This is a genomic window from Cronobacter muytjensii ATCC 51329, assembly GCF_001277195.1.
GTDB classification, from domain to species: domain Bacteria; phylum Pseudomonadota; class Gammaproteobacteria; order Enterobacterales; family Enterobacteriaceae; genus Cronobacter; species Cronobacter muytjensii.
In genome coordinates, this window is record NZ_CP012268.1 from 2,793,352 (window position 1) to 2,819,215 (window position 25,864).

The window sequence follows — 25,864 nt, forward strand, 5'->3', positions numbered from 1 at the left end:
CCCTTAGTGCTGGTTTTTCGGGCCGCTGAGCCGTACAAACGCCCTGCCCGCGCTGTCGAAAAGATAACAGTGTTCCGGTGGGAGTTTCAGGCCCAGATGGTGCTCCGGCCGTATCTCCAGCCTCTCAGTATGGCGCATGACCAGCGGTTCTGCGCCATAACCGCCGTTGACGTAAATCAGGGTCTCATTGCCCATATGTTCGACGAACAGCACCTCCCCCTCCACGTCCGCTTTGGCAAGCGTCATTATCCCGACATGCTCGGGGCGAATGCCGAGCTGCACCGCGTCGCCTTCCTTGCCCGCTTGCGCCTGTATCGGCAGCGTCAGCCGCAGCCCGTTTTCCAGCTCCACTTCGCAGGCGTGCTCCATAATGCGCAGCATTTTGCCGGGGATCAGATTCATCTTTGGCGAGCCGATAAACTGCGCCACAAAGACGTTGGCAGGCGTATCGTAGAGCTCAAGCGGCGAGCCGACCTGTTCAATCTGGCCCTGGTTAAGTACCACGATGCGATCAGCGAGCGTCATCGCCTCCACCTGATCGTGAGTAACATAGAGAATGGTCGCGTTGATACGCTTATGCAGCGCCGCTATCTCCATACGCATCTGCACACGCAGCGAAGCATCAAGGTTCGAGAGCGGTTCATCAAAGAGAAACAGGCTCGGCTCACGCACAATCGCCCGGCCTATCGCCACGCGCTGGCGCTGACCGCCGGAGAGATCTTTCGGACGACGATCCAGCAGATGCTCCAGCTGTAAAATCCGCGCGCTTTCACGCACCCGCTCGTCGATCGCCTTTTCAGGCACTTTCGCCATTTCGAGCGCGAAAGCCATATTCTGGTACACGGTCATGTGTGGATAGAGCGCATAGGACTGGAACACCATGCCGATGCCGCGATCGGAGGGCGAATCGTCATTTACCCGCAGATCGTCGATATACATATCGCCATCGGTAATCTCCTCAAGCCCTGCCACCAGGCGCAGGAGCGTCGATTTGCCGCAGCCGGACGGTCCGACCACCACTACAAACTCTCCGCTGTTAATCTGTAAATCGAGCGGCTTTATCACCTCGGCATGAGAGCCGTAGCGTTTCTGCACTTTTTCTAACCGGAGTTGCGCCATGATTTACCCCTTTATCGCCCCGCTGGTGAGCCCGCTGACAATACGTTTCTGGAAAATCAGCACCAGAATAATAATCGGCAGCGTCACCACCACTGACGCGGCCATAATGCTGCCCCACGGCAGCTCGTAGCTCGACGCGCCGCTGAACATGCTGATGGCGACGGGCACGGTGCGCTTGTCGCCGGAGATAATAAACGTCAGCGCGAACATAAATTCATTCCACGCGCCGATAAACGCCAGCAGCCCGGTCGTCACCAGCGCGGGCGCCAGTACCGGGGCGAACACGCGTCGAATAATGGTGCCGGTTGTCGCGCCGTCAACGATAGCCGCCTCCTCCAGCTCCACCGGAATCGACTTCATAAACGTGGTCAGCACCCAGACGGTAAACGGCAACGAGAAGGTGGTGTAGGAGATAACCAGCGCGCCGAGCGAATCATACAGCCCGAGAAAGCGCACCAGTTCGAACATGCCGGTCAGCACCGCCACCTGCGGAAACATCGAGACGCACAGAATGGTGAACAGCAGCACGCGCCGCCCACGAAACGGCACGCGCGCCAGCGCGAACGCGGCGGTCACCGACACCAGCAGGCACAGCCCTACCGTCACCACCGCCACCAGCACGGAATTCAGCAGGCTGCGGGCGATACCATTATCCACCAGCGCGACCACATAGTTATCCCAGTGCCAGCCGGTCGGGAAATAGGCCGGGGTAAACAGCTCCTGGCCTGCGCGCAGCGAAGTAATAATCGCGTAGTAAAAGGGAAAAACGCAGAACAGACAGGCCATCAGCGCGCCGATAAAAATCACCGCTTTATGCCCTGCCCTGCGCTGCCCGCGCGTGATTTTCATCAGTTCTTCTCCTTGTCGTTTAAACGCGCGACGCGGATAAAGCAGGCCGCGATGCCCGCCACCATCATAAATACCAGCACCGACGCCGCGGAGCCCATGCCCATATCCTGATAAGAGACAATCTGCTCGCGGGCGTAGCCAGAAATCGACATCGTCGCCTCGCTGTTGGAGGTCAGCACGTAGATGAGGTCAAAGATGCGCATCGAATCCATGACGCGGAAAATCAGCGCCACGACCAGCGCTGGCATAATGAGCGGCAGCGTAATGCGCTTAAAGCGCTGCCAGGGGCTGGCGCCGTCCACTTTCGCCGCCTCGTAGAGATCCGCCGGGATAAGCTGTAGGGCCGCCAGCAGCATCAGGGCCATAAACGGCGTGGTTTTCCAGACGTCGGCAATCACCACCGCCCACATGGAGAGCGACGGCTCGGCAATCCAGGCGAGGTGTGACGGCAGACCGATTTTGCCGAGCAGATCGTTCACCACGCCATATTGGTCGTGGAACATCCAGCCCCACATTTTGGCGCTGACGATAGTCGGAATGGCCCACGGAATGAGAATGGCGGTGCGCACCAGCCCCTGACCGCGAAATTTCTCGTTCATCAGCAGGGCCAGCAGCATGCCGAGCAGCAGCTCCAGCGCCACCGAGGTGAAGGTAAACCACAGCGTATTGCCTACCGCCTGCCACCAGAGCGGGTCGCTCAGCACGCCGATGCTGACGCCATCCTGACGCGCAAAATAGTTGGCGACGCCGACCATCTGATAGTCCTGCGGCGCGTCGAGCATGGCGTTAGTGAAGCTGAACCAGATAGTGCGCGCGAGCGGCCAGCCCGCCGCCAGCGCCAGCAGGATCAGCGAGGGCAGCACCAGCCCCCACGCCACGCGGCGACGGCGCTGATGCCAGGAGACCTTGTGCCGCCGGGCTGTCGGCGGCTGCGTAAGGCTATCGGATTTCATAAGCGCTCCGTTGAGCATGTTGACGGACACGACGGTATTGCCCTCGCTCCGGCTTTCTTCGCGCAGGCGCGAGGGGAAATTCGTTCCCTGTGTGGCGGCGTTTATCAGGTTTGAATGGCGGGGGCGCGCCGCTTACCCGCCCTGCGACACGCAGTTTCGTCACGTGCAGAGCGGGTAAGCAAAGCGCACCCGCCCCCACATCGTTATCCCGCCTTTACCGCCAGCCGGTGCCCTTTGCGCGCGTCAGGCGTTTTTGCAGATCCGCGGTGGCTTTCTTGCCGTCCTCTTTGCCGTTCAGCACGCTAAAGGTCACGTTGAACACCGCGTTCGACACGCGCGGATACTGGGCTTTCGTCACCGTCGCCGGTCGCGGCACCGCCTGGGCGAAGATATCGCGGAACTGGGTCAGCTCCGGCGCAATCGCCAGCACGTCTTTGTTTTCATAAAGCGCGACGCGCGTCGGCGCGTGACCGAGGATTTTCAGGCGCGTGGTTTGCGAGTCGTCGTCGCTTAAGATTTTCAGTAGCGCAATCGCGGCTTGCGGGTTTTTAGTATTGGCGTTAATCGACCACTGCCAGCCGCCGAGCGTCGTCGCCTGACGCCCGTCCGGCCCGGCAGGCAGTTGCATCACGCCCACCTTGCCTTTCAGCGGGCTGTCATCCGCCTGCGACAACTGCCAGACGTAAGGCCAGTTGCGCATAAACAGCGCATCGCCATTCTGGAACACCGTGCGCGACTCTTCTTCTTTGTAGCCCAGCACGCCCTTCGGCGTTATCTTGCCCATCCAGCCGCGCGCCATATCGAGCGCCTGCGCCGCTTTCGGATTGTTAATGGTCACGTTCCCTTTTTCGTCGATAAACGTGCCGCCGCCATAGGAATCGATCCACTCCAGCGCATTGCAGGTCAGCCCTTCATATGATTTGCCCTGGAAGATGTATCCCCAGAAATTTTTATGCCCCGCCTTGCGCTCTTCCGCCTGGATTTTGGTGGCGATACGCGTCATCTCGTCCCACGTTTTCGGCGGCTGCTCTTTATATTTCTCCAGTAAGTCTTTGCGATAAAACAGTACGCCGGTGTCGATATATGACGGCACCGCTTTCAGGCGTCCATTCACGGTGTTGTTCTTCCAGGGCCCCGGGAAAAACTCTTTTTCCATCCCCCCCATGGCATCGGTGAGATCGAGCGTCTGCTTATCAAGCAGGCCAATCCAGATGGTGTCGGACTGAAACACATCCACCGCTTTTTCATCTTTGGCGGCGAACAGCTGTTGCAGCAGCGCCAGCTTTTCATCCGAGGCGGCCGGGAATTCGATAAATTCGAGCTGGTTGCCCGTCTGCTTCTCAAAGCGTTCTTTGATGTACTGGCAGTACTGTTTGCCACCGGGAGAGACGGGACATTCCATGCGCAGGGTATCGGCAAAGGCGAAATGGCTGGTGCCCGCCAGCGCCACGGTCAGAAACGTGAAGGTGAGCTTTTTCATGATGTCCTCTTATGCACTGATCAGGGTCCGGTGGCGTTGCGCCGCCGTATACAGCGCGATGTACGGCATATCATCACGATCCTAAGCTAGTTAACGACAGACCAAAGCGACAACTTCGTGGCCACTTCACAACAAAAAAGCTCGATATAGCCAACAAATCTGGCGATTTAGTGAAAAAAATGCGCCGGAAAATTTGACAGAAGCGTCAGGCGGGATATGCATCGTCAGGCTCCGCGAAAGCGGGAGTTTGACGGTGATCTCAAAATGTTAATAAATATGACACCCCCTGTTTACAACCCTCTGCATGTTACCAGTATCATGTTACCGGTATCAGTGAGAAAACCGCAGACCAGGCTACGGTTTCACTGTACCCATGTTGAGGACAATAACGATGACAGAAACCACTTACGCTTATGGCGCCGGTACGCTGCTGGGCATTGCCGCCTGTGCCGTCGTGCTGCTGCTGGTACTTATCATGCGCTTTAAAGTGCATGCTTTTCTTGCTCTTACCCTGGTCAGTATCGTTGTGGCGCTGTTGACCAAAGTGCCGTTTGATAAAGTCGTGCCCACGCTGCTGACCGGTTTTGGCAGCACGCTCGCGGGCGTCGCGCTGCTGGTGGGACTCGGCGCGATGATAGGCCGTATGCTGGAGATCTCCGGCGGGGCGAAAGTGCTGGCCGACACGCTTATCAATAAATTTGGCGAACACCGCGCGCCGTTCGCGCTGGGCGTCGCCTCGCTGCTGTTCGGCTTCCCGATTTTCTTCGACGCCGGCCTGGTGGTGATGCTGCCGATTATCTTCAGCGTGGCGAAACGTTTTGGTGGCTCGACGCTGAAATACGCCTTCCCGGCGGCGGGCGCGTTCGCCGCCATGCATGCGCTGGTGCCGCCGCATCCAGGCCCGGTTGCCGCCAGCGAACTGCTGGGCGCTAATATCGGCCTGCTGGTGATCGTGGGGCTGATTATCGCGATCCCCACCTGGTATTTCGGCGGCTATCTCTATGGGCAGTACGCCGGTAAGAAATTCGATATCAAACTGCCCTCGTCTTTCCTTGGCGAAGTGGAAGCCGACCCGACGCACCGCCCGCCGTCATTTGGCATGGTGCTGGCCATTCTGCTGCTGCCGCTGGCGCTCATCTTCCTGGATACGGGCCTCAACACCGCCAAAGTGCTGGGCTGGGTCAGCGCCGATAATAGCGTGGTGAACTTCCTGCGTATGCTCGGCAAAACCCCGGTGGCGCTGCTGATCACCGTGTTTTTCGCGCTGATGGTATTTAGCCGCAACCACAGCCGCCAGCATCTGGAGAAAGTCTGCGACGGCGCGCTCGGACCTATCTGCGGGATTATCCTTGTGACCGGCGCGGGCGGCATGTTCGGCGGCGTGCTGCGCGCAAGCGGCATCGGCGACGCGCTGGCGGGCGTACTCTCTGATACCGGCATGCCGGTTATCCTGGCAGCGTTTGTTATCTCTACCGCGCTTCGCGTGGCGCAAGGGTCGGCGACCGTCGCGCTGACTACCACCGCCGCGCTGGTCGCGCCGATGGTGCAGGCGACGCCAGGCTTAAGCCAGTTCGACCTCTGCTTTATCGTTATCGCTATCGCGGGCGGCGCGACGGTGCTTTCACACGTCAACGACTCCGGTTTCTGGCTGGTGGGCCGTTTCCTTGAGATGGATGAGAAAACCACGCTGAAAACCTGGACCGTGATGGAAACCCTGCTGGGCACTATCGCCTTCCTGCTGGCGACGGTGGGCAGCATCCTGCTTTAAGCCCCGTTTTGTGACCCAGGTCACTTCAAACGGCGCGCAAGGCTGAGTATCATCCTCTGACGCGGACCCTCATCGTTTTGACGGTGAGGGTTTTTCTTTGGACGCTTGTTAACGGCGAAACGCTGCCTGATTCAACGACATGGAGTAAGAAATGTCCCGACCTGCCCTTATCATCAACGAACTCGATGCCGAACGTCTCGATAGCCTGCTGGAACAGCCCGCGTTCGCGCGTCTGCCGGTCGCCGACGCGCTGAACGATGAGCTGGATCGCGCCCGGATGGTCAGCCCGCAGGCGATGCCGCAGGATGTGGTGACGATGAACAGCCGGGTGAAATTCCGCGATCTGGCGAGTGGTGAAACATACGAGCGGCAGCTGGTTTACCCGCAGCTTGCAGGCAGCAACGACGACTCGCTGTCGGTGATGGCACCGGTGGGCGCGGCGCTGCTGGGGCTGCGCGTGGGCGACGCCATCCGCTGGCCGTTGCCGGACGGCAGCGAAACGCATATCGAAGTGCTGGAACTGCTCTACCAGCCGGAAGCGGCGGGCGAATATCACCGCTAAGCCCGCATGGCGGCAAAAAACAAGAGGATGCTCCGGCATCCTCTTTCTGTTTATGCGCCCGTTCTACGGCTGCAACGGCGCATTCATCAGCGCGGTGACTTTATCGCGCGCCGCCTCCGGCGTCGCCGCGCCCGGCACCAGAATCACCTTGCGGCACTCCTCTTCTCGCTTCTCGAAAATCTTATAGCCGCGCGCGGCGTCTTCGAGCGGCAGATAGTGCGTCACTATCTCCTCAGGTGTCAGCAGCCCTTGCTCGATAAGCGGCAGCAGCTCCGGCAGGAACGCATGCACATGCGTCTGGCCCATTTTGAAGCTGATGCCTTTATCAAACGCATCGCCAAACAGGAAGCCGTGGATAAAGCCCGCGTACACGCCCGGCACGCTCACCACGCCGCCGCGGCGCACCGCCGCGATGCACTGGCGCAGCGCTTTGCCGCTGCTGCCTTCGATTTTGAGATTCGACAGCACGGTTTCTGTCAGGCTGCCTTTGGCTTCGAAGCCAACCGCATCAATGACCGCGTCCACGCCGCGGTTGCCCGGCGTGTTTTCGATAATGAACGCCGCCGGATCGTCGTTGTCGTCAAAATTGATCGGGATAACGCCGTAGCGCTCTTTGGCAAACGCGAGACGATAGTCGTTATGGTCGACCATAAAAATCTGCTCGGCCCCCATCAGCCGCGCGCAGGCGGCGCTCAGAAGCCCGACCGGGCCTGCGCCGTAAATCGCTACCTGTGAGCCCTTCTGCACCTGGCCGTTTTTCACGGCCTGCCAGGCGGTCGGCAGAATGTCAGAGAGGAACAGCGCTTTATCGTCGGAGAGCACCGGCGGCACCCTGAACGGCCCGACATTGCCCTTCGGCACGCGGACATATTCCGCCTGGCCGCCCGGGATGCCGCCATAGAGGTGGCTGTAGCCAAACAGCGCGGCGGGCGCCGGGATCTGTTTTTTATTCAGCGCCGCGCCGGTGCCTTTGTTGGTGGTCTCACAGGCGGAATATTGCTGCAGCTTGCAGAAAAAACACTCCCCGCAGGCGATAACAAACGGGATCACTACACGGTCGCCACGGCGGATATCTTTCACCGCGCTGCCGGTTTCCACCACTTCGCCCATAAATTCATGGCCGAAAATATCGCCATGATGCACCTGCGGAATTTTGCCGCGATAGAGGTGTAAGTCGGAACCGCAAATCGCGGTGGCCGTGACGCGCAGAATAATGTCGTCCTGCGCCTCGATAATCGGGTCCGGGACATTTTCAACTTTAACGTTATGCGGCCCGTGGTAGGTTAACGCCTTCATTACGACCTCCTGGCAGAGAGTAAAAAGAGACAGGTTCCAGTGCGAAAGTTCATCTGGTCTACACCAAGGGTAGACCGGATGGCCCGCCCGCCGCGGAATCGGCTCGTGGCGCGGCGGCTTTGAGAGTTTTCCTGGCAAAGCTGCGGTGTAAAAAAGGACAAATTTGTCGGGCGGCTAAAATTATCCGCTCAAAAAATATGGTTTTATGCAGGCGCTGATAACCGCTAAAGGAGGAGTGACGATGTACAACACTATTCTGATGCCTGTTGATGTGTTTGAACTGGAACTGAGCGACAAAGCGATTGCCCATGCGGAATTTCTGGCGCAGCAGGCTGGGATTATTCATCTGCTACATGTATTGCCCGGCTCGGCCAACCTGAGCCTCCACCGCTTCGCCGCCGATATCCGCCGGTTTGAAGAGCATCTTGAAGCCGAGGCGAATGCGCGCCTGCAAACCCTGAAGCACCATTTCACCCTGCCGGAAGACCGTCTGCGCAGCCATATCCGGTTCGGCAGCGTGCGCGATGAAGTTAACGCGATGGCGAAAGAGTTACGCGCCGACGTGGTGGTCATCGGTTCGCGCGATCCGTCGATAAGCACCCACCTGTTAGGCTCAAACGCCTCAAGTGTGGTGCGCCACGCCCATGTGCCGGTTTTTGTGGTGCGGTAATGCCTGCGCATACATGGCGCGTGATTTGAGGATAAATGGCGGGTGCGCTGGCGCTTACCCGCCCTGCGTTGACGTTAAGCCCTTTTTCGCGAGCGGGATCATGTTAACCGGCGCGCAAGGCTCAGTATCATCCCTACCCATGAGCCCCCCTGAAACCCTTGAACCGGAGCGCTCGCAGCGGCAGAGAGGTCATGACGGCCCCTCGTGAAGTAAACGTTTTTGACGATAAACAGGGATGAATAACGAAGCCGCACCCACCGCGCGCCAATAAAAAAGCCGCCCTTGCAGGCGGCTTTTACGCAGGTGTCTTACTTTCTTATTCTTACGCGGTTTTCGTGCGAATCAGGTAATCAAACGCGCTCAGCGACGCTTTCGCGCCTTCGCCGGTGGCGATGATAATCTGTTTGTACGGCACAGTGGTGCAGTCGCCGGCCGCGAACACGCCTTTCACGCTGGTTTCGCATTTGGCGTCGATGATGATTTCGCCCATACGGTTACGCTCAATCGCGCCGTCCAGCCAGGTGGTGTTCGGCAGCAGACCTATCTGAACGAAGATCCCCGCCACTTCCAGATGCTTCACGGAGCCGGTCACGCGGTCCTGATAATCCAGACCCGTCAGCTTCGTGCCGTCGCCTTTCACTTCGGTGGTCATCGCGTTCAGGATGATGTCGACATTTTTCAGGCTGCGCAGTTTGTCCTGCAGTACCTGGTCGGCTTTCATTTCCGGTGCGAACTCCAGCAGAGTTACGTGCTCAACGATACCCGCCAGATCAATCGCCGCTTCCACGCCGGAGTTACCGCCGCCGATCACCGCAACGCGTTTGCCTTTAAACAGCGGGCCGTCGCAGTGCGGGCAGTAGGTCACGCCTTTGGTGCGATACTGATCTTCGCCAGGCACGCCCATGTTGCGCCATTTCGCGCCGGTCGCCACAATAACGCTGCGCGCTTTCAGCACCGCGCCGGAAGCGGTTTCAATCTGATGCAGGCCGCCTTCGCTCGCCGCCGGAATAAGCTTCGTCGCGCTCTGGGTATCGATAACGTCAACGTCGTAGTCGTCTACGTGCGCTTTCAGGGCGCCCGCCAGTTTCTGACCTTCGGTTTTCGGCACGGAGATGTAGTTTTCGATATCCACAGTGTCCAGCACCTGGCCGCCGAAACGCTCGCCCATCAGACCGGTGCGGATGCCTTTACGTGCGGAGTATACCGCCGCCGCCGCGCCCGCCGGGCCGGAGCCGACGATCAGCACGTCGTACGCGTCACGCTGGTTCAGCTCTTCCGCCGCGCGTTTTTCAGCACCGGTGTCGACTTTCGCCACAATCTCCGCAAGCGTCATACGACCGGAGCCGAACTCCACGCCGTTCATGAACACCGCCGGCACGCCCATTACGTTGCGCTCGGTGATTTCATTCTGGAACACCGCGCCATCGATAGCGGTGTGCTTGATGCGCGGGTTCAGCACCGCCATCAGGTTCAGCGCCTGCACGACATCCGGGCAGTTGTGGCAGGAGAGCGAATAATATGTTTCGAACTCAAAATCGCCATCCAGATCGCGGATCTGCTCCAGCAGCGACTGCGCCTCTTTCGACGGATGACCGCCGGTCCACAGCAGCGCCAGCACCAGCGAGGTAAACTCGTGGCCGAGCGGCGAGCCCGCAAAGCTCGGGCCCTGGGTTGAGCCTGGGTTGGTGATTAAGAATGAAGGTTTACGCGCCGCGAGCGTGTTGTCTTCCCGGAAGGAGACTTTGTCAGACAGCTCAGCGATTTCTGTCAGCAGTTCTTTGATTTCTGCTGATTTCGCGCTGTCATCCAGCGTGGCCACTAACTCAACAGGCTTTGTCAGACGCTCAAGATACGCCTTGAGCTGGGTTTTCATGTTTGTGTCGAGCATAATTTTCTCCTGAGCTTACGCTTCCTCATTTAAGCCGCCTCGTACAGGCTGCGCCGCGTTGCAACTTAAATGAGAGCGCGTAAAAGCGTTTTCAAAAAAACGGGTGCAGAACTGCACCCGTGATAATGCCTGTATTTTTCGAAGGATTTTTGTTGCAGAGCAAGGCGGCGAACTCTTAAGTCCCCGGCAGCTTACAAAAGTAAGTGACCGGGGCGCGAGAGTGATGCCAACACAGCTATGCAGCAAAAGCCGAAGAAAAATTAGATTTTGCCAACCAGGTCCAGAGACGGAGCCAGCGTCGCTTCGCCTTCTTTCCACTTAGCCGGGCACACTTCGCCTGGGTGAGAAGCAACGTACTGAGCTGCTTTGATTTTACGCAGCAGGTCAGACGCGTCGCGGCCGATGCCTTCAGCAGTAATTTCGATAGCCTGGATAACGCCCTGCGGGTCAACGATGAAAGTACCGCGGTCAGCCAGACCTTCGTCTTCACGCATGATTTCGAAGTTACGGGTCAGGGCGCCAGTCGGGTCGCCGATCATCGCGTACTGGATTTTCGCGATGGTTTCGGAGCTGCTGTGCCATGCTTTGTGGGTGAAGTGGGTGTCAGTAGAAACGGAGTAAACGTCTACGCCCAGTTTCTGCAGCTCTTCGTAATGGTCAGCCACGTCGCCCAGTTCGGTCGGGCATACGAAAGTAAAGTCAGCCGGATAGAAGAAGAATACGCTCCAGCGGCCTTCAGTGTTTTTCTCGGTAACTTCGATGAACTCACCGTTTTTGAACGCCATGTTTTTGAAAGGTTTGATTTTGGTATTAATCAAGGACATCTATACTTCCTCCGTGTTTTCGATGGGACGTAAGGTATCGAATTTTAGCAACCCGGGCCAATGCGTTTGTATTATCAAATCAATAAGTGATAGCTAACAACGCTTCCGGGACAACCTTATGAACTTTTGACGCCAACGGGCGAAAAAAATAAAAAAGCCACCTGAACGGGCGGCCTGAGTCGCTGAGATACCCGCAGGTAACGTCAGAGCCAGCGTGCTGGCAAAGTGCTGCGCCGCTATTTACGACACAAGCATTCCTGCGATTAGAACACTCTCCTGCCTTAAGGGCAACGCAGGCGAAGATTATTCCCGTCTATGGCTCTGATAGGCATAGCTTAACAACGGGCCGCGCGCTTTACACGTTGTCTTTTTATCGCTCAACATATTGTATTAAATGGCTTTTACTTGCCTTTCACGCGGTATAAAACGCCCTTGCGCTCGCGGCCAGGCGGCTTCTGTGAAGGCCGCTCGGTTTTTCAGAATATGCCCCGCTTCGTACGCACAAAAACATATTCCTTATCTATTATTTACAGAGAATGCATAAACCATAAAAACCCTTTCGTCTCGTTGCGAGGCTGCCATGGCAAATTTGCAGGATCTGAAAAAGTTCGACCTCAATCTTCTGGTTATTTTTGAGTGTATCTATTTACATCGTAGCGTCAGCAAGGCGGCTGAAGCGCTGTTTCTCACGCCCTCGGCGATAAGCCAGTCGTTGCAGCGCCTGCGCAACCAGCTTAACGATCCGCTGTTTGTCCGCTCCGGCAAAGGCATCACGCCCACCACCGTCGGCACCAATCTGCATCACTATCTCGAAGACAATCTGAATCAGCTTGAGCAGACCATCAATATGATGCAGGGCGCGCCGCTGCGTAAAAACTTCGTGCTCTACTGCCCGCCGTCGCTGGCGGCGGATCATCTGCCGGAGTTAGTGAGCGCGTTTCGTGAGCTTTACGATTTCGAACTGGAGCATTACGACACCACGCTCGCCAGCGAAACCGCAGAAGATTTGCTGGCCTATCGCAAAGCCGATCTGATAATCGGCATGACGCCTGTCGTCAGCCATTCAATGATCTGCAAACACTGCTTTAGCGAGGAGACCGTGCTGGTGTGCGGCGAAAACCATCCGCGGCTGGGGGAGCGCGCCGACGAGGCCGCGCTGGCGCAGGAAAAATTCACGTTGTTTAACGGCACCGAAGAGGGTCAGAAACACTTCCACGTGAAGTCATCCGAGCTTATCGGCGAGCGGCAAATCGCGTTTACCAGTAACTCGCCGTCGGCGATCATGGCGGTAATTGGCAAAACCGACTTTGTCGGCATTCTGCCCGTTTCCACGCTGCGCCGCTACCGCTCGGTCTTCCGGCTGCGGCCAGTGGCGCTGAACATCACTCTGCCGCAGATAGACTACTACCTTATCTACAACCGCTCATCGTTAACCAACGCGTCGTTCGTGAACTTCGTGTCGCGGATAGAACAGCATTTTCTGCACGATGTGCCCGCCGCGCTAAAACAGGGCGGCGCGCCACCGGATCAGCCGACCTTATAAACGCGCCAGCCGTTCTGCCGCGGCCAGCAGCGTCGCCTCTTGCTTGGCGAAGCATAACCGGATGAGTTTGTGCGGGAATGGCGCCTCGCAGAATACCGACAGCGGAATGGCGGCGACGCCCGCCTCCGTGGTCAGCCATTCGCAAAAGCTGACGTCATCCAGTGAGGAAATCGCGCTGTAATCCGCCAGTAAAAAGTAGGTGCCTTCACAGGGCAAAATCTTAAAGCGGCTTCCCGCGAGGGCCTGAATAAACGTGTCGCGCCGCGCCCGGTAAAACGCGGGCAGATCAAGATAGTGCGCCGGCTCGGCGCGCAGCATATCCGCCAGCGCCAGCTGCGCCGGGGTGTTGACCGAAAACGTCAGGTACTGGTGCACTTTGCGAAGCTCGGCGCTGAGCGCCGCGGGCGCCACGCAGTACCCCACTTTCCAGCCGGTCATGTGATAGGTCTTGCCGAACGATGACACCGCAATCGCCCGCTCGCGCAGCTGTGGATGCGCCAGCACACTGGCGTGCCCCTCGTCGGCAAAGCAGATGTGCTCATAGACTTCATCGCTCAACACATAGATTTCACGCTCCGCAATCGCCGCCCAGAGCGCTGCGAAATCCGCTTTGCGCCAGACCGTGGCGGAGGGGTTATGTGGCGTATTGAGGATAACCAGCCGGGTGCGATCGCTTAACCATTCCGGGAACTGCTGCCAGTCGACGCTAAAGTCGGGCGGCGTCAGCGCGATGCGCTTCAGCACGCCGCCAGAGAGCGCCACTGCGGGCGCGTAGCTGTCATAGCTCGGGTCAAAGCAGATGACCTCATCGCCAGGGCGCACCAGCGCCGTAATGGCGCCATAGAGCGCTTCGGTCGCGCCTGCCGTGACGGTCACGTCAAGGCTGGCGTCCGGGCGATAACCGTAGAGCGCCTCGGTTTTATCGACAATCGCCTCGCGCAGCGCCTGTACGCCGGTCATTGGCGCGTACTGGTTTGCGCCCGCCGCCACGTGGTGCGCGAGCCGCGACTGCAAACAGCGCGGGCCGTCGAAATCCGGGAATCCTTGCGACAGATTAATCGCCTGATGCTGCTGCGCCAGCGCGCTCATACGGGTAAAAATGGTCGTGCCCAGCGCGGGCAGCTTGCTTTCTGGCGTCAACGGGGTGTGGCTCATAACGGCTGATCCTTTCGCTCGGTGTCGTGTTGTTATGGTGTTGTCTTTGTGTTGCCGACACTATAACACGATGCTACTCTCTGGCAATCAAGACGCTTAGACGTCTAAACGCTAACGATATGCCTGCGGGGATGCGATGAGTAAAGAGAGCCAACTGGAGCAACTGGTGGCGGCCTGCCACTGGATCGGCGCAAAGGGCTGGGCGCCCGCCACCGGCGGCAATATGTCGCTGCGTGAAGACGCGCGCTGGTGCTGGCTGAGCGAGTCGGGCAAAGATAAAGGCAGCCTGACGCCGGACGATTTTTTACAGGTGGAAATCGCCACCTCGCGCGCGCCGTCTGGCCGTAAACCCTCCGCCGAGACCGGCCTGCATACCCTGATTTATCGCCTCTTCCCTGAGACAAACTGCGTGCTGCATGTGCATACCGTCAACGCAACGGTGCTCTCCCGCGTGGAGAAAAGCGACACGCTGCGCCTTACCGGTTACGAGATGCAGAAATCGCTTGCCGGACAAACCACCCATCTTGATGACGTGCCTGTTGCCATTTTCGATAACGATCAGGATATTGGTGCTCTGGCGGAGCGCATTGCGCATCATCACCGCCAGTTTCCGCTGCGCTACGGTTTTTTGCTGCGCGGCCACGGGCTGACCTGCTGGGGGGAAGATGTCGTGCAAGCGCGTCGCCATCTGGAGGGGCTCGAATTCCTGTTTGAATGTGAAATGCAGCGACGCCTGCTGGAGAGAGCATGATCCGCGCCATTGTTACCGATATTGAAGGCACCACGACCGATATCCGCTTCGTTCATAACGTCCTGTTTCCGTATGCGCGCGAGCGTCTGGAGCGCTTTATCCGCTCAGGCGAGCAGCGCGAACCGGTGAATCTGCTGCTTAACGAACTGCGCGGCGAGATCCACCAGCCGGCAGCGTCAGTCGATCAGCTGATTGACACCCTCTTCAAATTTATGGATGAAGATCGTAAATCCCCGGCGCTGAAATCCATTCAGGGCCATATCTGGCGCGAAGGTTATGTAAATGGCGATTTCACCGGCCACCTCTACCCGGACGTCGTACCCGCGCTGCGCCGCTGGAGCGATCAGGATATCGATATCTTCATCTACTCTTCCGGCTCCGTTCCGGCGCAAAAACTGCTGTTCAGTTACAGCGATGAAGGCGACGTTTCGGGGCTGCTGAGCGGCTTTTTCGACACCCAGGTCGGCGCTAAACGCCAGGTGTCGTCCTACCGCAATATCTCCATGAAAACTGGCGTGCCGGTGCATCAGATGCTGTTTCTCTCGGATATCCATGAAGAGCTGGACGCCGCGCGTGAGGCGGGCTGGAAAACCCTTCAGCTGATTCGCGGCGAGCCGGATCCGCAAAGCACCCACCCCCAGGTTTCCCGTTTCGATGACATCCACCCGGAGCAGATCCCGACATGAGCGCATTGACGATTTTTGCCGATAATGATGCCCGCGAACCGCTGTGGCAGAGCACCGATGCAGAGGCGATTCGCGAACAGCTTAACGCACAGGGCGTGCGGTTCGAGCGCTGGCAGGCCGACCGCGAGCTCGGCGATAACCCAACGCCGGAGGCGGTGTTAAACGCTTATCAACATGCGATCGACAGGCTGGTGGCGGAAAAGGGCTATCAGAGCTGGGATGTCATCAGCATGCGCGCCGATAACCCGCAAAAAGAGGCGATGCGCGGCAAATTTCTCAACGAACATACCCACGGCGAAGACGAAGTGCGGTTTTTCGTCGAAGGCGCGGGGCTGTTTTGCCTCCATATCGGCGACAAAATCTACCAGGTGTTATGCGAGAAAAACGATTTGATCTCGGTGCCGGCAGGTACGCCGCACTGGTTTGATATGGGCTCGCAGCCGCATTTCACGGCGATCCGCATTTTCGATAATCCCGAAGGATGGATTGCGAACTTCACCGGCAGCCCCATCGCCGAAAGTTACCCGCGCCTCGCGTAAGCCCGGGGATGACGGGGTTACGGATGGCGGACGGTTATGAGTGGCGGGGCCGCTAACGCTTACCCGCCAGACGGTCAGCCCCGGTTTCTGTTACAGGGTGAGTAAGCGAAGCGCACCTCCCTGGATGGAAACCCACGGCGGGTGCGGTAAAGCGGTGGTATTCCGGCTCAAAAAAATCGGCCCGCAGGCCGATGTTCCGCCGGGAGCCGCGATGGCAAAGGGGGCGACGGCGAGCCCCCTTTGCACGTTCGCGTGAAAAAAGCGCAGAGAGAAACGCGGCGTGATGGCGAACGGAACGATATCACCGCTCTTATAGATCGCCCTTCGCCGCCTCCTGATCCAGCCTTTCCCGCAGCAGCGGGCCTATCACCTCGAACGCGGATGGGGAGATTATCTCCACATGCGCGCAATCGATGTTATGCACCTCTAACGCGCGCGTCCAGGGCGCCCATGCGTCGCGCGGGTTGAGGCCCGGCGTCACGGTGCGTTCGGCGACAAACAGCGTGGCATCGCCGTCAAAGCGCGTGCTGCGCGCGGTCGAGAGCAGCCGCACTGCGTCAGCATAGTTCCCTTCAATCGTTTCAAACAGCCGCGTCGAGCCCTGCCCCTGCTGCGCGCTGACAAACGCCGCCCGCTCGCGTTCAATCTCCGCCAGCACTGCCGGGTCGAGCTCCTGCTCGCCTTTTTCCTGCCAGTTCTGGGTTTCCGGCGGCCAGGTGTCGAGCAGGCCGAGGAACGCCACCTCTTCGCCCGCCGCCTTTAAGCGCGCGGCGACGCCATGCGCGATGGTGCCGCCAAGCGAATAACCGAACAGCCAGTACGGGCCGTGCGGCTGTAGCGCACGAAGCGTCGCGAGATGGCGATCGCACACTTCATCGACCGACGCGCACTGCTGCATCGGGCCGTCCGGGCGCGGCGACTGAATGCCCGTAATCGCCCAGCGTGGCGACAGCCAGCGTTGCAACACGCTGAATTGCCAGGCGAAACCCGACGCCGGGTGGAAGCAATAAAGCGTCGGCCCGGTACCATCGCGCAGCGGCAACACCGCGTCGAAGCCCGCCTGTTCCGCCTGCGCATCGCTCAGGTCCGCGTTTACCTGCGCCGCGAGTTTTTCCACCGTCGGCGCAATCATCACTTGCCCGACCGTTACCGGCCGCTCCAGCTCGCGCGTAAGCTGTGCCGCAAGCCGCATCGCCAGCAGCGAATGGCCGCCGAGCGCGAAGAAATCGGCCTGCGCGTCGGTCACGTCCACGCCCAGAAGCTGTGAAAACGCCTGCGCGATCGTCATTTCCACGCCTGGCGCCGCCTGACGCCCTGGCGCGCGGGCGGTGAGCTGCGGCAGCGGCAGCGCTTTACGATCCAGCTTGCCGTTGGCGCTGAGCGGTAGCGCGGGAAGCTGAATCAGCGTTACCGGCACCATATGCGCGGGTAGAAGCGCGCTTAAGCGCGCGCGCAGCGCGTCGACATCCAGCGCGTCGCCGGAGGCGGAAACCAGATACCCCACCAGCTGGCGCGCATCGCCGCCCGTCCGGGCATTCTGGTTCAGTACGCAGGCGTGGGTGACGGCCTGCGCCACGTCCGGCAGGCTCTGCATGACGCGGTCAATCTCGCCAGGCTCGATGCGCTGGCCGCGAATTTTCAGCTGATCGTCGCTGCGCCCGAGGTATTCCACCGCGCCGTCCGTAAGCCAGCGCGCCACATCGCCGGTGCGATACATCCGCTCGCCTGGCGCGAACGGGTCGGCGATAAAGCGGCTGGCGGTGAGATCAGGGCGGCCCAGATAGCCCTGGGCCAGCTGGATGCCGGTGAGATAGAGGTCCCCCGCCATACCTGGCGGCACCGGACGCATAGCGCTGTCCAGAATGCGCAGGCCGGTATTCCACACCGGAAAACCGATGGGCACGCTCGGGCCTTCCACCTTCGCGAGCGTCTCGCCAAAAGCCGGATACCAGCTCACATCAACGGCCGCTTCCGTTGGGCCGTAAAGGTTATGCAGCGGAACGGCGGTCAGGCGCTCCCACTCGCGGCATAACCCGGTCGGCAGCGCTTCGCCGCTACAGAACACCTGACGCAGCGACGCGCAGGCATCAACGGCCTGCGGCGTGGCGAGCGCGCCGACAAACGCCGCCAGCATCGATGGCACAAAGTGCGTCGTCGTCACGCGCCAGCGCGCGAACAGCGCCTGTAGCGCCTGCGGGTCGCGATGCGCCTCAGGCGGCGCCATCACCAGCCGCGCGCCGACGATAAGCGGCCAGAAAAACTCCCACACCGAGACGTCAAAACTGCACGGCGTCTTTTGTAGCACCACATCATCCGCGCCGAGCGGGTAGTGGCTTTGCATCCATAACAGCCGGTTGACGATGGCGGTCTGGCCGACCATCACGCCCTTCGGACGTCCGGTGGAGCCGGAGGTGAAAATGACATACGCGGTGTGCGACGGACGCGAGCGGGCAAGCGGCTGCGGCGCGTTCACCGGCAGCGGCGCCTCATAGCAGAACACCGGCAGATCCAGCCCGGCAAAACGGCCCTGCTCCTGCGCGGCGGTGATAAGCATGGCCGGGCGCGCGTCTTCCAGCATCATTCGCAGGCGATCGTCCGGGTAGCCGGTATCAAGCGGCAGCCAGGCGGCGCCCGCTTCCACAATGGCCTGGAGCGTGAGCGAAAGAAATACCGAGCGCGGCAGCGCGACCGCCACGACATCCCCAGGCGCCACCCCGCGACGCACCAGCTCCGCCGCGAGTGTGAGCACCTGCTCGCGCATTTCGCGGTAGGTGAACGCGTAATGTTCATCGGCCAGCGCGGCGGCCTGCGGCGTCGCCAGGGCCTGTTTGTCCAGCAGACTGCTGAGCGTCTCTTGCGGTAGCGGCATGGCGGTCTGGTTCACGCGCTCAATCAGCGCATAATCCTCCTCACCCAGCAGATCCGCCTGCGCGCACGCAAGCTCAGGATCAGCCGCAAACTGCGCCAGCAGACGCGGCAGGCGGGCGAGCTGGCGCTCAATCTGTGCGGCATCGTAGCGCTGCTGATTGGCCAGCAGCTCCAGCGTCACGCCGCCCTGTTCGTCCACATAAAGGGCGATTTCCAGATCCTTCACCGGCCCTGAGGCGAGCTGGTGCGTGATACCTTCGACGCCGTCGAAATCGAGCCGGTAATCGAACATTTTCAGATTCAGCACCGGGCCGAACAGCGGCGTCTGCTGCGCCACGTTGCCGCTGTCGCGCAGCACCTGCTCGGCGTCATAGCGCTGATGGCGGCGCAGCGTTTTAAGCGTCTTTGCGAAGCCTGCCGCAAACTGCGCGAGCGTCTGCGACGGGTCGATGTGAACCGGGCATGGCAGCACATTGAGTACCGGGCCGGTGGCGCACAGCGCGGCGGAGCCGATGCGGCGCATAAAAATGAAACCGGCGCTGTAGTCATTACGCCCGCTCAGACGCCCGAGCCACAGCGCAACCAGCGCCAGCGCGATGTCCGGCGCGGCGAGCCCGTCAGCCTTCGCCAGCAGCGCGGCGAACTGCGCGTCGTCAAAACGCAGCGAACGGCGGATAAGCGCCGTGGTGGAGGATTGTCCGCTCAGCGGTTTGTCAGAAAGCGTCGCAGGCGGCGGCAGCTCGCGCACCTGCTGCGCCCAGAAAGCGGCATCGCGGGCGCAGGCGTCCGACGCCTGATAGCGCGCATATTCGTCCACCACCTCGGTAAAAGCGACAAACGGCGACGGGCCGGGGACTTCGCCGCGATGCCAGCTGCGGTAAATATCGGCGATACGGCGGGTAATGGCGGTGAAACTGAAGCCATCGACCACCAGATGGTGATAGCGCTGATACCAGAACCAGCGCGTGTCGCCCACGCGCAGCAGTTGATGGTGCGCCAGCGGTTTGCCGCTCGCGACGCGCAAATCCTGCTCCAGATCGGCGCGCATCATCGCCAGCGCCGCTGCCTGTGGGCAAGCTTCATGGCGCAAATCAATTATCGCGGGCGTATCGAATGTGAAATCGGGGTCGACACGCTGGGAGACGATGCCGTCGTGCTCGTCAAAGCGCATGCGCAGCGTATCCGCCTCCATCATGCCTGCGACGATGGCGCGCGCCAGCAGCGGCGCATCGGGCGAGCCGTTCAGCTCCACATAGTGCGCCACGCTCCAGGCGTTGACCTGGTCGGAGAGTTTTTCTGCCATCCAGATGCCAGGCTGCGCCGCGACCAGCGGCAGCGCGGCGGCGTGCGTCGCCGGTGTCAGGGTTACGTCCTTCACGTTAACCTCGCTTGTCGTCGGAATGCGCGAAACGGGTCGGCTGAAGCGCCGCGCCATGTGGTGCGAGCCACGCCTCGCACGCCTGCTGGCTTTGCGGCGGCGCCACCACGCGCCAGCCCGGCGGCAGCGCGCACGCCTGCGGCCAGAGGCTTAACTGCTGCTGGTCGTTTTCGAGCAGCCAGAAGCGGCCCTGCGGGTTATCGAAGGGGTTGCTGAATTCCATACTTCACTCCTGTCTTTAAAAACGCGCCGGGGCGTGAGGGCTGCCCCACAGCGCGGCCAGCCCTTCGGTGAGCCCGCCGCGCCAGCAAAGCGCATCGTGTCCGCCGTCAACCTGACGCCAGAAAAGCGGCTGCTGTGTCTGTTGCAGTAAGGAAACCAGGCGCTGATTGGCCTGCAAAATGAGCGGTTCATAAAGGCCCGCCTCAAGAAAAATGCGCAGCGGACGTGGGTCGAGGCGGCCTGCGGCCAGGGCTTCCACCAGCCAGCCGTCGCCGTTCGCGTCGCGTTTCGGCCACCAGAACGAGCCGGACTGGCTTAACACGCAGCCGAAACGTTGCGGCCAGTGCAGCCCGGCGTAGAGCGCCGACAAGCCGCCGAAGCTCTGTCCGGCGACGACGGTGGTCTGCGGGGCGTCGCGCCATGCGGTTTTGGTTCGCGCCAGCGGCAGCAATTCCTCCCACAGCGCCTCCCAGAAAACGGCGTTACAGGGCAACTCCTCGCTTCGGTGCGCCGTATCAATCACATCCACCAGCAGATAAACGGCAGGCGGCAGCACGCCGCGATCGGTCAGCCGCTGAAGCGCAGGCCAGACCGGCTGGCTATGCGCCCAGAACTGGCCGTCGAGCAGAATAGCGAGCGGGCGCGCCTCGGGGGCGTCATTGCCGCCGGTGGTGAAAAGCCAGACGCGGCGCTGATTGCCGAGCCGGTCGCTGCGCCAGAGAAATTCTTCGGCGGGCGTATACGCCACCTCGCCTTCCTCCCAGCCCGGCTGCGCGGGCGCGCCGGGCAGATGCAGCGCGCTGACCGGATGGCCGCGACCGCCGCGCCAGTGGTGCGGATTGAGCGGGTCAGACAGGGCCTGCGGCAGTAATTTGCGCCAGCCTTCGCGCAGCGCATGGCGCGCGGGCGTATCGCTGAAGGCTTCAGGGGCGAAATCATCCGGGCGCGTCGAGGGGATAAAACAGTAGCTGCCGCGCCAGTGCTCGCTCAGCGCTGTGCGCCAGAACCAGGCGTCGGTGCCAGGCAGGCGCGTCAGCGACTGTGGCGCGGAGGGTTTGTGGTGATCGGTGATGCCGGTGATGTAGATCCAGACACGCTGCACGTCGGAGGTGGTTTCATCTCCCGCCGGATCGCGCCACCAGAAGGTGACGCTGCATTTACCCTGCTGCGCGCCGGAAATTTCCGGCACGCCCTGTGCCTGCTTTGCCTGCCACCAGGCCTCACTTCCCGTTGCGTGCACCGCCACCGTCCAACCCCTTGTTAATTTTAATAAATATCATGAATTTAAGGAACTCGTGATAATTTGTCGATAATATTATTGATAATTATTTGCATTTGCAATAGCGTATTGGCGCGCTGTGGGAAGCGCGTCTTTCACCCTTAAAACATTAACCCGACCAGGCCTCTGCGCATTGCCGCTCCGGGATGAGCGGTCTGTTGCGTAAGGCGAGCCTGGCAATTCCATGCCGCGCCCTGCCCCGTTGGGGAAGGACTTCCGGGCCGCTGCGGAAAACAGCAGGATACAAAATGAATAAAAAGCTCCCTCTCTCCCTGGCGATGCTGATAAACATGGGGATTTATGGCGTTGCGCTGCCCGCCTGGGCACAGGACAGCACCGCCGCCGTGGATGGCAAAGCAACGGAAAACGACGACACAATTGTGGTTACCGCCGCACAGCAAAACCTTCAGGCGCCTGGCGTTTCCACCATCACCGCTGACGAAATTCGCAAAAACCCGCCCGCGCGCGACGTGTCGGAAATCATCCGCACCATGCCAGGCGTCAACCTGACCGGTAACTCCACCAGCGGCCAGCGCGGCAATAACCGCCAGATCGATATCCGCGGCATGGGCCCGGAAAATACGCTTATCCTGATTGACGGCAAGCCGGTGAGCAGCCGCAACTCGGTGCGTCAGGGCTGGCGCGGCGAGCGCGACAGCCGCGGCGATACCGCCTGGGTACCGCCGGAAATGATAGAACGCATCGAAGTGCTGCGCGGCCCTGCCGCCGCGCGCTACGGCAACGGCGCGGCGGGCGGCGTGGTGAACATCATCACCAAACGCAGCAGCAACGAATGGCACGGCGCATGGGACAGCTATTTCGACGTACCGGAACATAAAGCCGAAGGCGCCACCAAACGCACTAACTTCAGCCTGACCGGGCCGCTTGGCGACAGCGTCAGCTTCCGCCTCTACGGCAATCTGGCGAAAACCCAGGCGGACGCGCAGGACATTAACGCCGGGCACGAATCGCTGCGCACCGGCAGCTACGCCGATACCCTGCCCGCCGGGCGCGAAGGGGTGGTGAATAAAGACATCAACGGCCAGGTTCGCTGGGAATTCGCGCCGATGCAGGCGCTGGAGTTCGAAGCGGGCTACAGCCGCCAGGGCAACCTCTACGCGGGCGACACCCAAAACACCAACAACGACAACAACTCCAGTGGTCTGGTGAAGAAATACTACGGCAAGGAAACCAACCGCCTTTATCGCCAGAACTACGCCGTCACCTGGACCGGCGGCTGGGATAACGGCGTCACCACCAACACTTACGCCCAGTATGAGCACACCCGCAACTCGCGCCTGGGCGAAGGTCTCACGGGCGGTCTGGAAGGGTTATTCAACAGCGAGAAGTTCTCGGATATCAACCTGAGCGACGTGCTGCTGCACAGCGAAGTGAGCATTCCGTTCGACTGGCTGGTGAACCAGAACCTGACCGTCGGCACCGAGTGGAATCAGCAGCGCCTGAAAGACGGCACTTCCACCGCGCAGGCGCTGACCGGCTCCACCAGCGGTGGCGAGATTCCGGGCGTCGAGACAACGGGCCGCAGCCCGTACGCTAAAGCGGAGATCTTCTCGCTGTTCGCAGAAGACAACATGCAACTGACCGACAGCACCACGCTGACCCCGTCGCTGCGTTTCGATCACCATACTATCGTTGGCAACAGCTGGAGCCCGGCGCTGAACCTCACCCAGGCGCTGACCGACACGCTGACGCTGAAAATGGGCATCGCCCGCGCCTATAAAGCGCCGAGCCTGTATCAGACCAACGACAACTACATCCTCTACAGCCGCGGCCAGGGCTGCTACGCCAGCGCCACCAATATCGGCTGCTACCTGATGGGTAACGACGATCTCAAAGCCGAAACCAGCGTCAATAAAGAGATTGGCCTGGAGTACAAACAGGATGGCTATCAGGCGGGCCTGACGTGGTTCCGTAACGATTATCACGACAAAATCGAAGCGGGCTATTCGCGCGTCACGGCTATCAGCGGCAAAACCGATCTCTACCAGTGGGAGAACGTGCCGAAAGCCGTGGTTGAAGGGCTGGAAGGCACGCTGAACCTGCCGGTGACCGATACCGTACAGTGGAGCAACAACCTGACCTGGATGTTGCAGAGTAAGAACAAAACCACCGGCGATCGCCTGTCTATCATCCCGGAGTTTACGCTGAACTCGACGCTGAGCTGGCAGGTGCGCGACGATCTGTCGCTGCAAAGCACCCTGACCTGGTATGGTCGTCAGAAACCGAAGATGTATAACTACAAGGGCGAGCGCGTAAGCGACAGCGGCACCAACGAAGTGAGTCCTTACAGCATCGTCGGCCTGAGCGGCACCTGGGATGTGACCAAAAACGTCAGCCTGACCGCGGGCGTCGATAACGTCTTCGACAAGCGTCACTGGCGCGCCGGTAACGCCCAGACCACCGGTAACGCCAAAACCAACGCCTGGATGTATGGCGCCGGAGCGGAAACCTATAACGAATCGGGACGCACCTGGTTCATGGGCATCAACACCCACTTCTGATGACCACGGCGGGAGGCGACTCCCGCCCGTTTTTTATGCAGACGACCCTCACCCCCTTTAACGTGGCCGGACACGCTGTCTGGCGCGTCGATTTCTCCCCGCAGACTTTACAGCCTGCCGATCTTCTCTGGCTGCCGCACCACGCCTCGCTTAAAAGCGCCGTTGTGCGGCGTCAGGCGGAACATCTGGCGGGCCGCATGGCCGCCGTGGCGGCGCTACGGGACGCCGGCGCAAAGCCGGGCGTTCCCGGCATCGGCGCGCACCGCGAGCCGCGCTGGCCCGCCGGTTTTACCGGCAGCATCACGCACACGGGTAACCGCGCCTGGGCGACGGTTATCGCCACGCCTGGCAGCATCGGGCTTGATGTGGAAACCGTGATGGCGTCCCCAACGGCGGAGGAACTGGCGTCGGGGATTATCGACGCGCAGGAGCGCACGCTGCTTGAACGTACGCCCCTGCCCTTCGCCAGCGCCCTGACGCTGGTCTTTTCCGCCAAAGAGAGCCTCTTTAAAGCGCTGTTCCCGCACGTGGGCCACTGGTTTGGCTTTGCGTGCGCGCGCGTCGTCGCGCTGGAGGAAAGCCGGCTGACGCTGCGCCTTGCCTGTGCGCTCGGCCCCTTCTCGCAAGGGCAGTGTTTTACCCTGCACTGGCAGCAGGACGCGCAGCAGATCCTGACGCTCCTGCGCGTCGCTTAAAGCTTGCGAAAGTGGCTTAACGGCTGCTTCTGCACGCCATCGGCGGTGAAATTCTCCGCTGAAAGCCAGGTGCGGAGCGCGGCATCCGCCTGCGGCCATTCGCCGTCCAGCAGCGAAAACCACTCGGAATCGCGGTTGCGGCCCTTACGCACCATCATCTGGCGCAGACGCCCTTCATATGTAAAGCCGAGCCGTTCGGCGGCGCGGCGCGAGGCGGTGTTCATGGAGTCGCATTTCCACTCCACGCGACGAAAGCCGCGCGCAAAGGCGTCACGCATCAGAAGCCAGAGCGCCTCGGTGCCGGTCACGCGATTTTTCATGCGCGGCGACCAGGTGACGTGGCCGATTTCCACCACGCCGTTGGTTTTATCGATGCGCATAAAGCAGACCAGCCCCACCGCCTCGCCGCGTGCATTATCGATGACGGCAAACGGCACCAGCGACGGATCCATGACTTTTTGCATTATCCAGTCGTGACACCGGGCGACGCTGTCGGGGCGATCGCTGGCAAGCCATGTCCAGTCGCGATCGTCGGGGGCCTCCTGATATGCCGCGAAAAGTTGCGCGGCATAGGCGTCTGCGTTGAGCGGCGCCAGCGTGCAGTAGCGGCCCTCAAGCGTCACGCGCTCCGGCATGCGGGCGCCCTGCCAGTCTGGCAGCGGCGCGTCTACCTGCTGGCCGTAATGATTGTAATAAGCCACGTTTTCTCCTCCCGGTGTGTTGTTAATAAAAAGTTATATCAGCCCTTCTGCGCAGAAGATAGCCATTGATTTATGGGGGAAAACGCATGTACGAACTCAGTGTTATCCGAGCCGCC

21 protein-coding genes are annotated in these 25,864 nt (G+C 60.3%); 9 read left to right on the forward strand and 12 right to left on the reverse strand.

Annotated features, from left to right (window positions below):
- Positions 1 to 3: 3 nt before the first annotated feature.
- The 4 genes from AFK63_RS12950 to AFK63_RS12965 all read right to left on the reverse strand — a co-directional run bounded on the left by AFK63_RS12950 (position 4) and on the right by AFK63_RS12965 (position 4,401).
- Positions 4 to 1,119, reverse strand: a complete 1,116-nt coding sequence (locus AFK63_RS12950; RefSeq protein WP_038864181.1) for an ABC transporter ATP-binding protein — start codon at positions 1,117 to 1,119, stop codon at positions 4 to 6.
- A gap of 3 nt (positions 1,120 to 1,122) precedes the next feature.
- Positions 1,123 to 1,968 (reverse strand): carbohydrate ABC transporter permease, encoded by an 846-nt coding sequence (locus AFK63_RS12955; protein ID WP_038864183.1) that lies wholly within the window; start codon positions 1,966 to 1,968, stop codon positions 1,123 to 1,125.
- A complete protein-coding gene (locus AFK63_RS12960; protein WP_038864187.1) occupies positions 1,968 to 2,921 on the reverse strand; it encodes a carbohydrate ABC transporter permease in 954 nt (317 codons plus the stop codon). The genes AFK63_RS12955 and AFK63_RS12960 overlap by 1 nt, the downstream gene beginning before the upstream one ends.
- A gap of 214 nt (positions 2,922 to 3,135) precedes the next feature.
- Positions 3,136 to 4,401 (reverse strand): ABC transporter substrate-binding protein, encoded by a 1,266-nt coding sequence (locus AFK63_RS12965; protein WP_038864188.1) that lies wholly within the window; start codon positions 4,399 to 4,401, stop codon positions 3,136 to 3,138.
- Between the two features lie 391 nt (positions 4,402 to 4,792).
- Here AFK63_RS12965 and AFK63_RS12970 point away from each other — a divergent pair, with 391 nt between their 5' ends.
- Both AFK63_RS12970 and rnk read left to right on the forward strand, forming a co-directional pair.
- Positions 4,793 to 6,169, forward strand: coding sequence for a GntP family permease (locus tag AFK63_RS12970; RefSeq protein ID WP_038864189.1), 1,377 nt, complete (start codon positions 4,793 to 4,795; stop codon positions 6,167 to 6,169).
- A gap of 151 nt (positions 6,170 to 6,320) precedes the next feature.
- Positions 6,321 to 6,731: a nucleoside diphosphate kinase regulator gene (gene rnk, locus AFK63_RS12975; RefSeq protein WP_038864190.1), complete on the forward strand. Its 411-nt coding sequence runs from the start codon at positions 6,321 to 6,323 to the stop codon at positions 6,729 to 6,731.
- 63 nt (positions 6,732 to 6,794) lie between these two features.
- Here the strand turns inward: rnk and AFK63_RS12980 are convergent, their stop codons facing one another.
- Positions 6,795 to 8,027: a zinc-dependent alcohol dehydrogenase gene (locus tag AFK63_RS12980; protein ID WP_038864191.1), complete on the reverse strand. Its 1,233-nt coding sequence runs from the start codon at positions 8,025 to 8,027 to the stop codon at positions 6,795 to 6,797.
- A gap of 241 nt (positions 8,028 to 8,268) precedes the next feature.
- Between AFK63_RS12980 and uspG the strand changes: the two genes are divergently transcribed.
- Positions 8,269 to 8,697, forward strand: a complete 429-nt coding sequence (uspG, locus tag AFK63_RS12985; protein WP_038864192.1) for a universal stress protein UspG — start codon at positions 8,269 to 8,271, stop codon at positions 8,695 to 8,697.
- A 322-nt stretch (positions 8,698 to 9,019) separates the two neighbouring features.
- Here uspG and ahpF read toward each other — a convergent pair whose 3' ends face one another.
- A complete protein-coding gene (gene ahpF / locus AFK63_RS12990; RefSeq protein ID WP_053531577.1) occupies positions 9,020 to 10,585 on the reverse strand; it encodes an alkyl hydroperoxide reductase subunit F in 1,566 nt (521 codons plus the stop codon).
- A 260-nt stretch (positions 10,586 to 10,845) separates the two neighbouring features.
- Positions 10,846 to 11,409 (reverse strand): alkyl hydroperoxide reductase subunit C, encoded by a 564-nt coding sequence (gene ahpC / locus AFK63_RS12995; RefSeq protein WP_038864206.1) that lies wholly within the window; start codon positions 11,407 to 11,409, stop codon positions 10,846 to 10,848.
- 580 nt (positions 11,410 to 11,989) lie between these two features.
- Between ahpC and citR the strand changes: the two genes are divergently transcribed.
- Positions 11,990 to 12,952, forward strand: coding sequence for a DNA-binding transcriptional repressor CitR (gene citR, locus AFK63_RS13000; RefSeq protein WP_038864207.1), 963 nt, complete (start codon positions 11,990 to 11,992; stop codon positions 12,950 to 12,952).
- Here the strand turns inward: citR and AFK63_RS13005 are convergent.
- Positions 12,947 to 14,107: a pyridoxal phosphate-dependent aminotransferase gene (locus AFK63_RS13005; RefSeq protein ID WP_038864210.1), complete on the reverse strand. Its 1,161-nt coding sequence runs from the start codon at positions 14,105 to 14,107 to the stop codon at positions 12,947 to 12,949. The two genes, citR and AFK63_RS13005, sit on opposite strands and share 6 nt — an antisense overlap.
- A 136-nt stretch (positions 14,108 to 14,243) precedes the next feature.
- Between AFK63_RS13005 and AFK63_RS13010 the strand changes: the two genes are divergently transcribed.
- Genes AFK63_RS13010 through AFK63_RS13020 form a run of 3 tightly spaced genes read left to right on the forward strand, consistent with a single transcriptional unit; the run spans position 14,244 to position 16,083 of the window.
- Entirely contained in the window at positions 14,244 to 14,858 is a 615-nt protein-coding gene (locus tag AFK63_RS13010; RefSeq protein ID WP_038864211.1) for a methylthioribulose 1-phosphate dehydratase, read from the forward strand.
- The gene (mtnC, locus tag AFK63_RS13015) at positions 14,855 to 15,544 is read left to right on the forward strand and encodes an acireductone synthase (RefSeq protein ID WP_038864212.1); all 690 of its coding nucleotides are present in this window, start codon (positions 14,855 to 14,857) and stop codon (positions 15,542 to 15,544) included. The genes AFK63_RS13010 and mtnC overlap by 4 nt, the downstream gene beginning before the upstream one ends.
- Positions 15,541 to 16,083: a 1,2-dihydroxy-3-keto-5-methylthiopentene dioxygenase gene (locus AFK63_RS13020; RefSeq protein ID WP_038864213.1), complete on the forward strand. Its 543-nt coding sequence runs from the start codon at positions 15,541 to 15,543 to the stop codon at positions 16,081 to 16,083. The genes mtnC and AFK63_RS13020 overlap by 4 nt, the downstream gene beginning before the upstream one ends.
- Positions 16,084 to 16,393: 310 nt before the next feature.
- On the opposite strand, the gene AFK63_RS13025 is transcribed toward AFK63_RS13020, so the two are convergent.
- The 3 genes from AFK63_RS13025 to fes form a co-directional block, all read right to left on the reverse strand.
- Positions 16,394 to 20,254: an enterobactin synthase subunit F gene (locus AFK63_RS13025; protein WP_050568178.1), complete on the reverse strand. Its 3,861-nt coding sequence runs from the start codon at positions 20,252 to 20,254 to the stop codon at positions 16,394 to 16,396.
- Positions 20,255 to 20,330: 76 nt separating this feature from the next.
- Positions 20,331 to 20,552 carry an MbtH family protein gene (locus AFK63_RS13030; protein WP_038864215.1) on the reverse strand — a complete coding sequence of 74 codons (222 nt, stop codon included), beginning with the start codon at positions 20,550 to 20,552 and terminating at the stop codon, positions 20,331 to 20,333.
- Between the two features lie 15 nt (positions 20,553 to 20,567).
- On the reverse strand, positions 20,568 to 21,797 hold the full coding sequence (gene fes / locus AFK63_RS13035) for an enterochelin esterase (protein WP_038864216.1): 1,230 nt from the start codon (positions 21,795 to 21,797) through the stop codon (positions 20,568 to 20,570).
- 281 nt (positions 21,798 to 22,078) lie between these two features.
- On the opposite strand from fes, the gene AFK63_RS13040 reads away from it, so the two are divergent.
- Entirely contained in the window at positions 22,079 to 24,352 is a 2,274-nt protein-coding gene (locus AFK63_RS13040) for a TonB-dependent siderophore receptor (RefSeq protein ID WP_038864217.1), read from the forward strand.
- A gap of 35 nt (positions 24,353 to 24,387) precedes the next feature.
- On the forward strand, positions 24,388 to 25,047 hold the full coding sequence (entD, locus tag AFK63_RS13045; protein WP_167341523.1) for an enterobactin synthase subunit EntD: 660 nt from the start codon (positions 24,388 to 24,390) through the stop codon (positions 25,045 to 25,047).
- Here the strand turns inward: entD and AFK63_RS13050 are convergent.
- Positions 25,044 to 25,748, reverse strand: a complete 705-nt coding sequence (locus tag AFK63_RS13050) for a GNAT family N-acetyltransferase (RefSeq protein WP_038864219.1) — start codon at positions 25,746 to 25,748, stop codon at positions 25,044 to 25,046. The two genes, entD and AFK63_RS13050, sit on opposite strands and share 4 nt — an antisense overlap.
- Positions 25,749 to 25,864 lie beyond the last annotated feature (116 nt).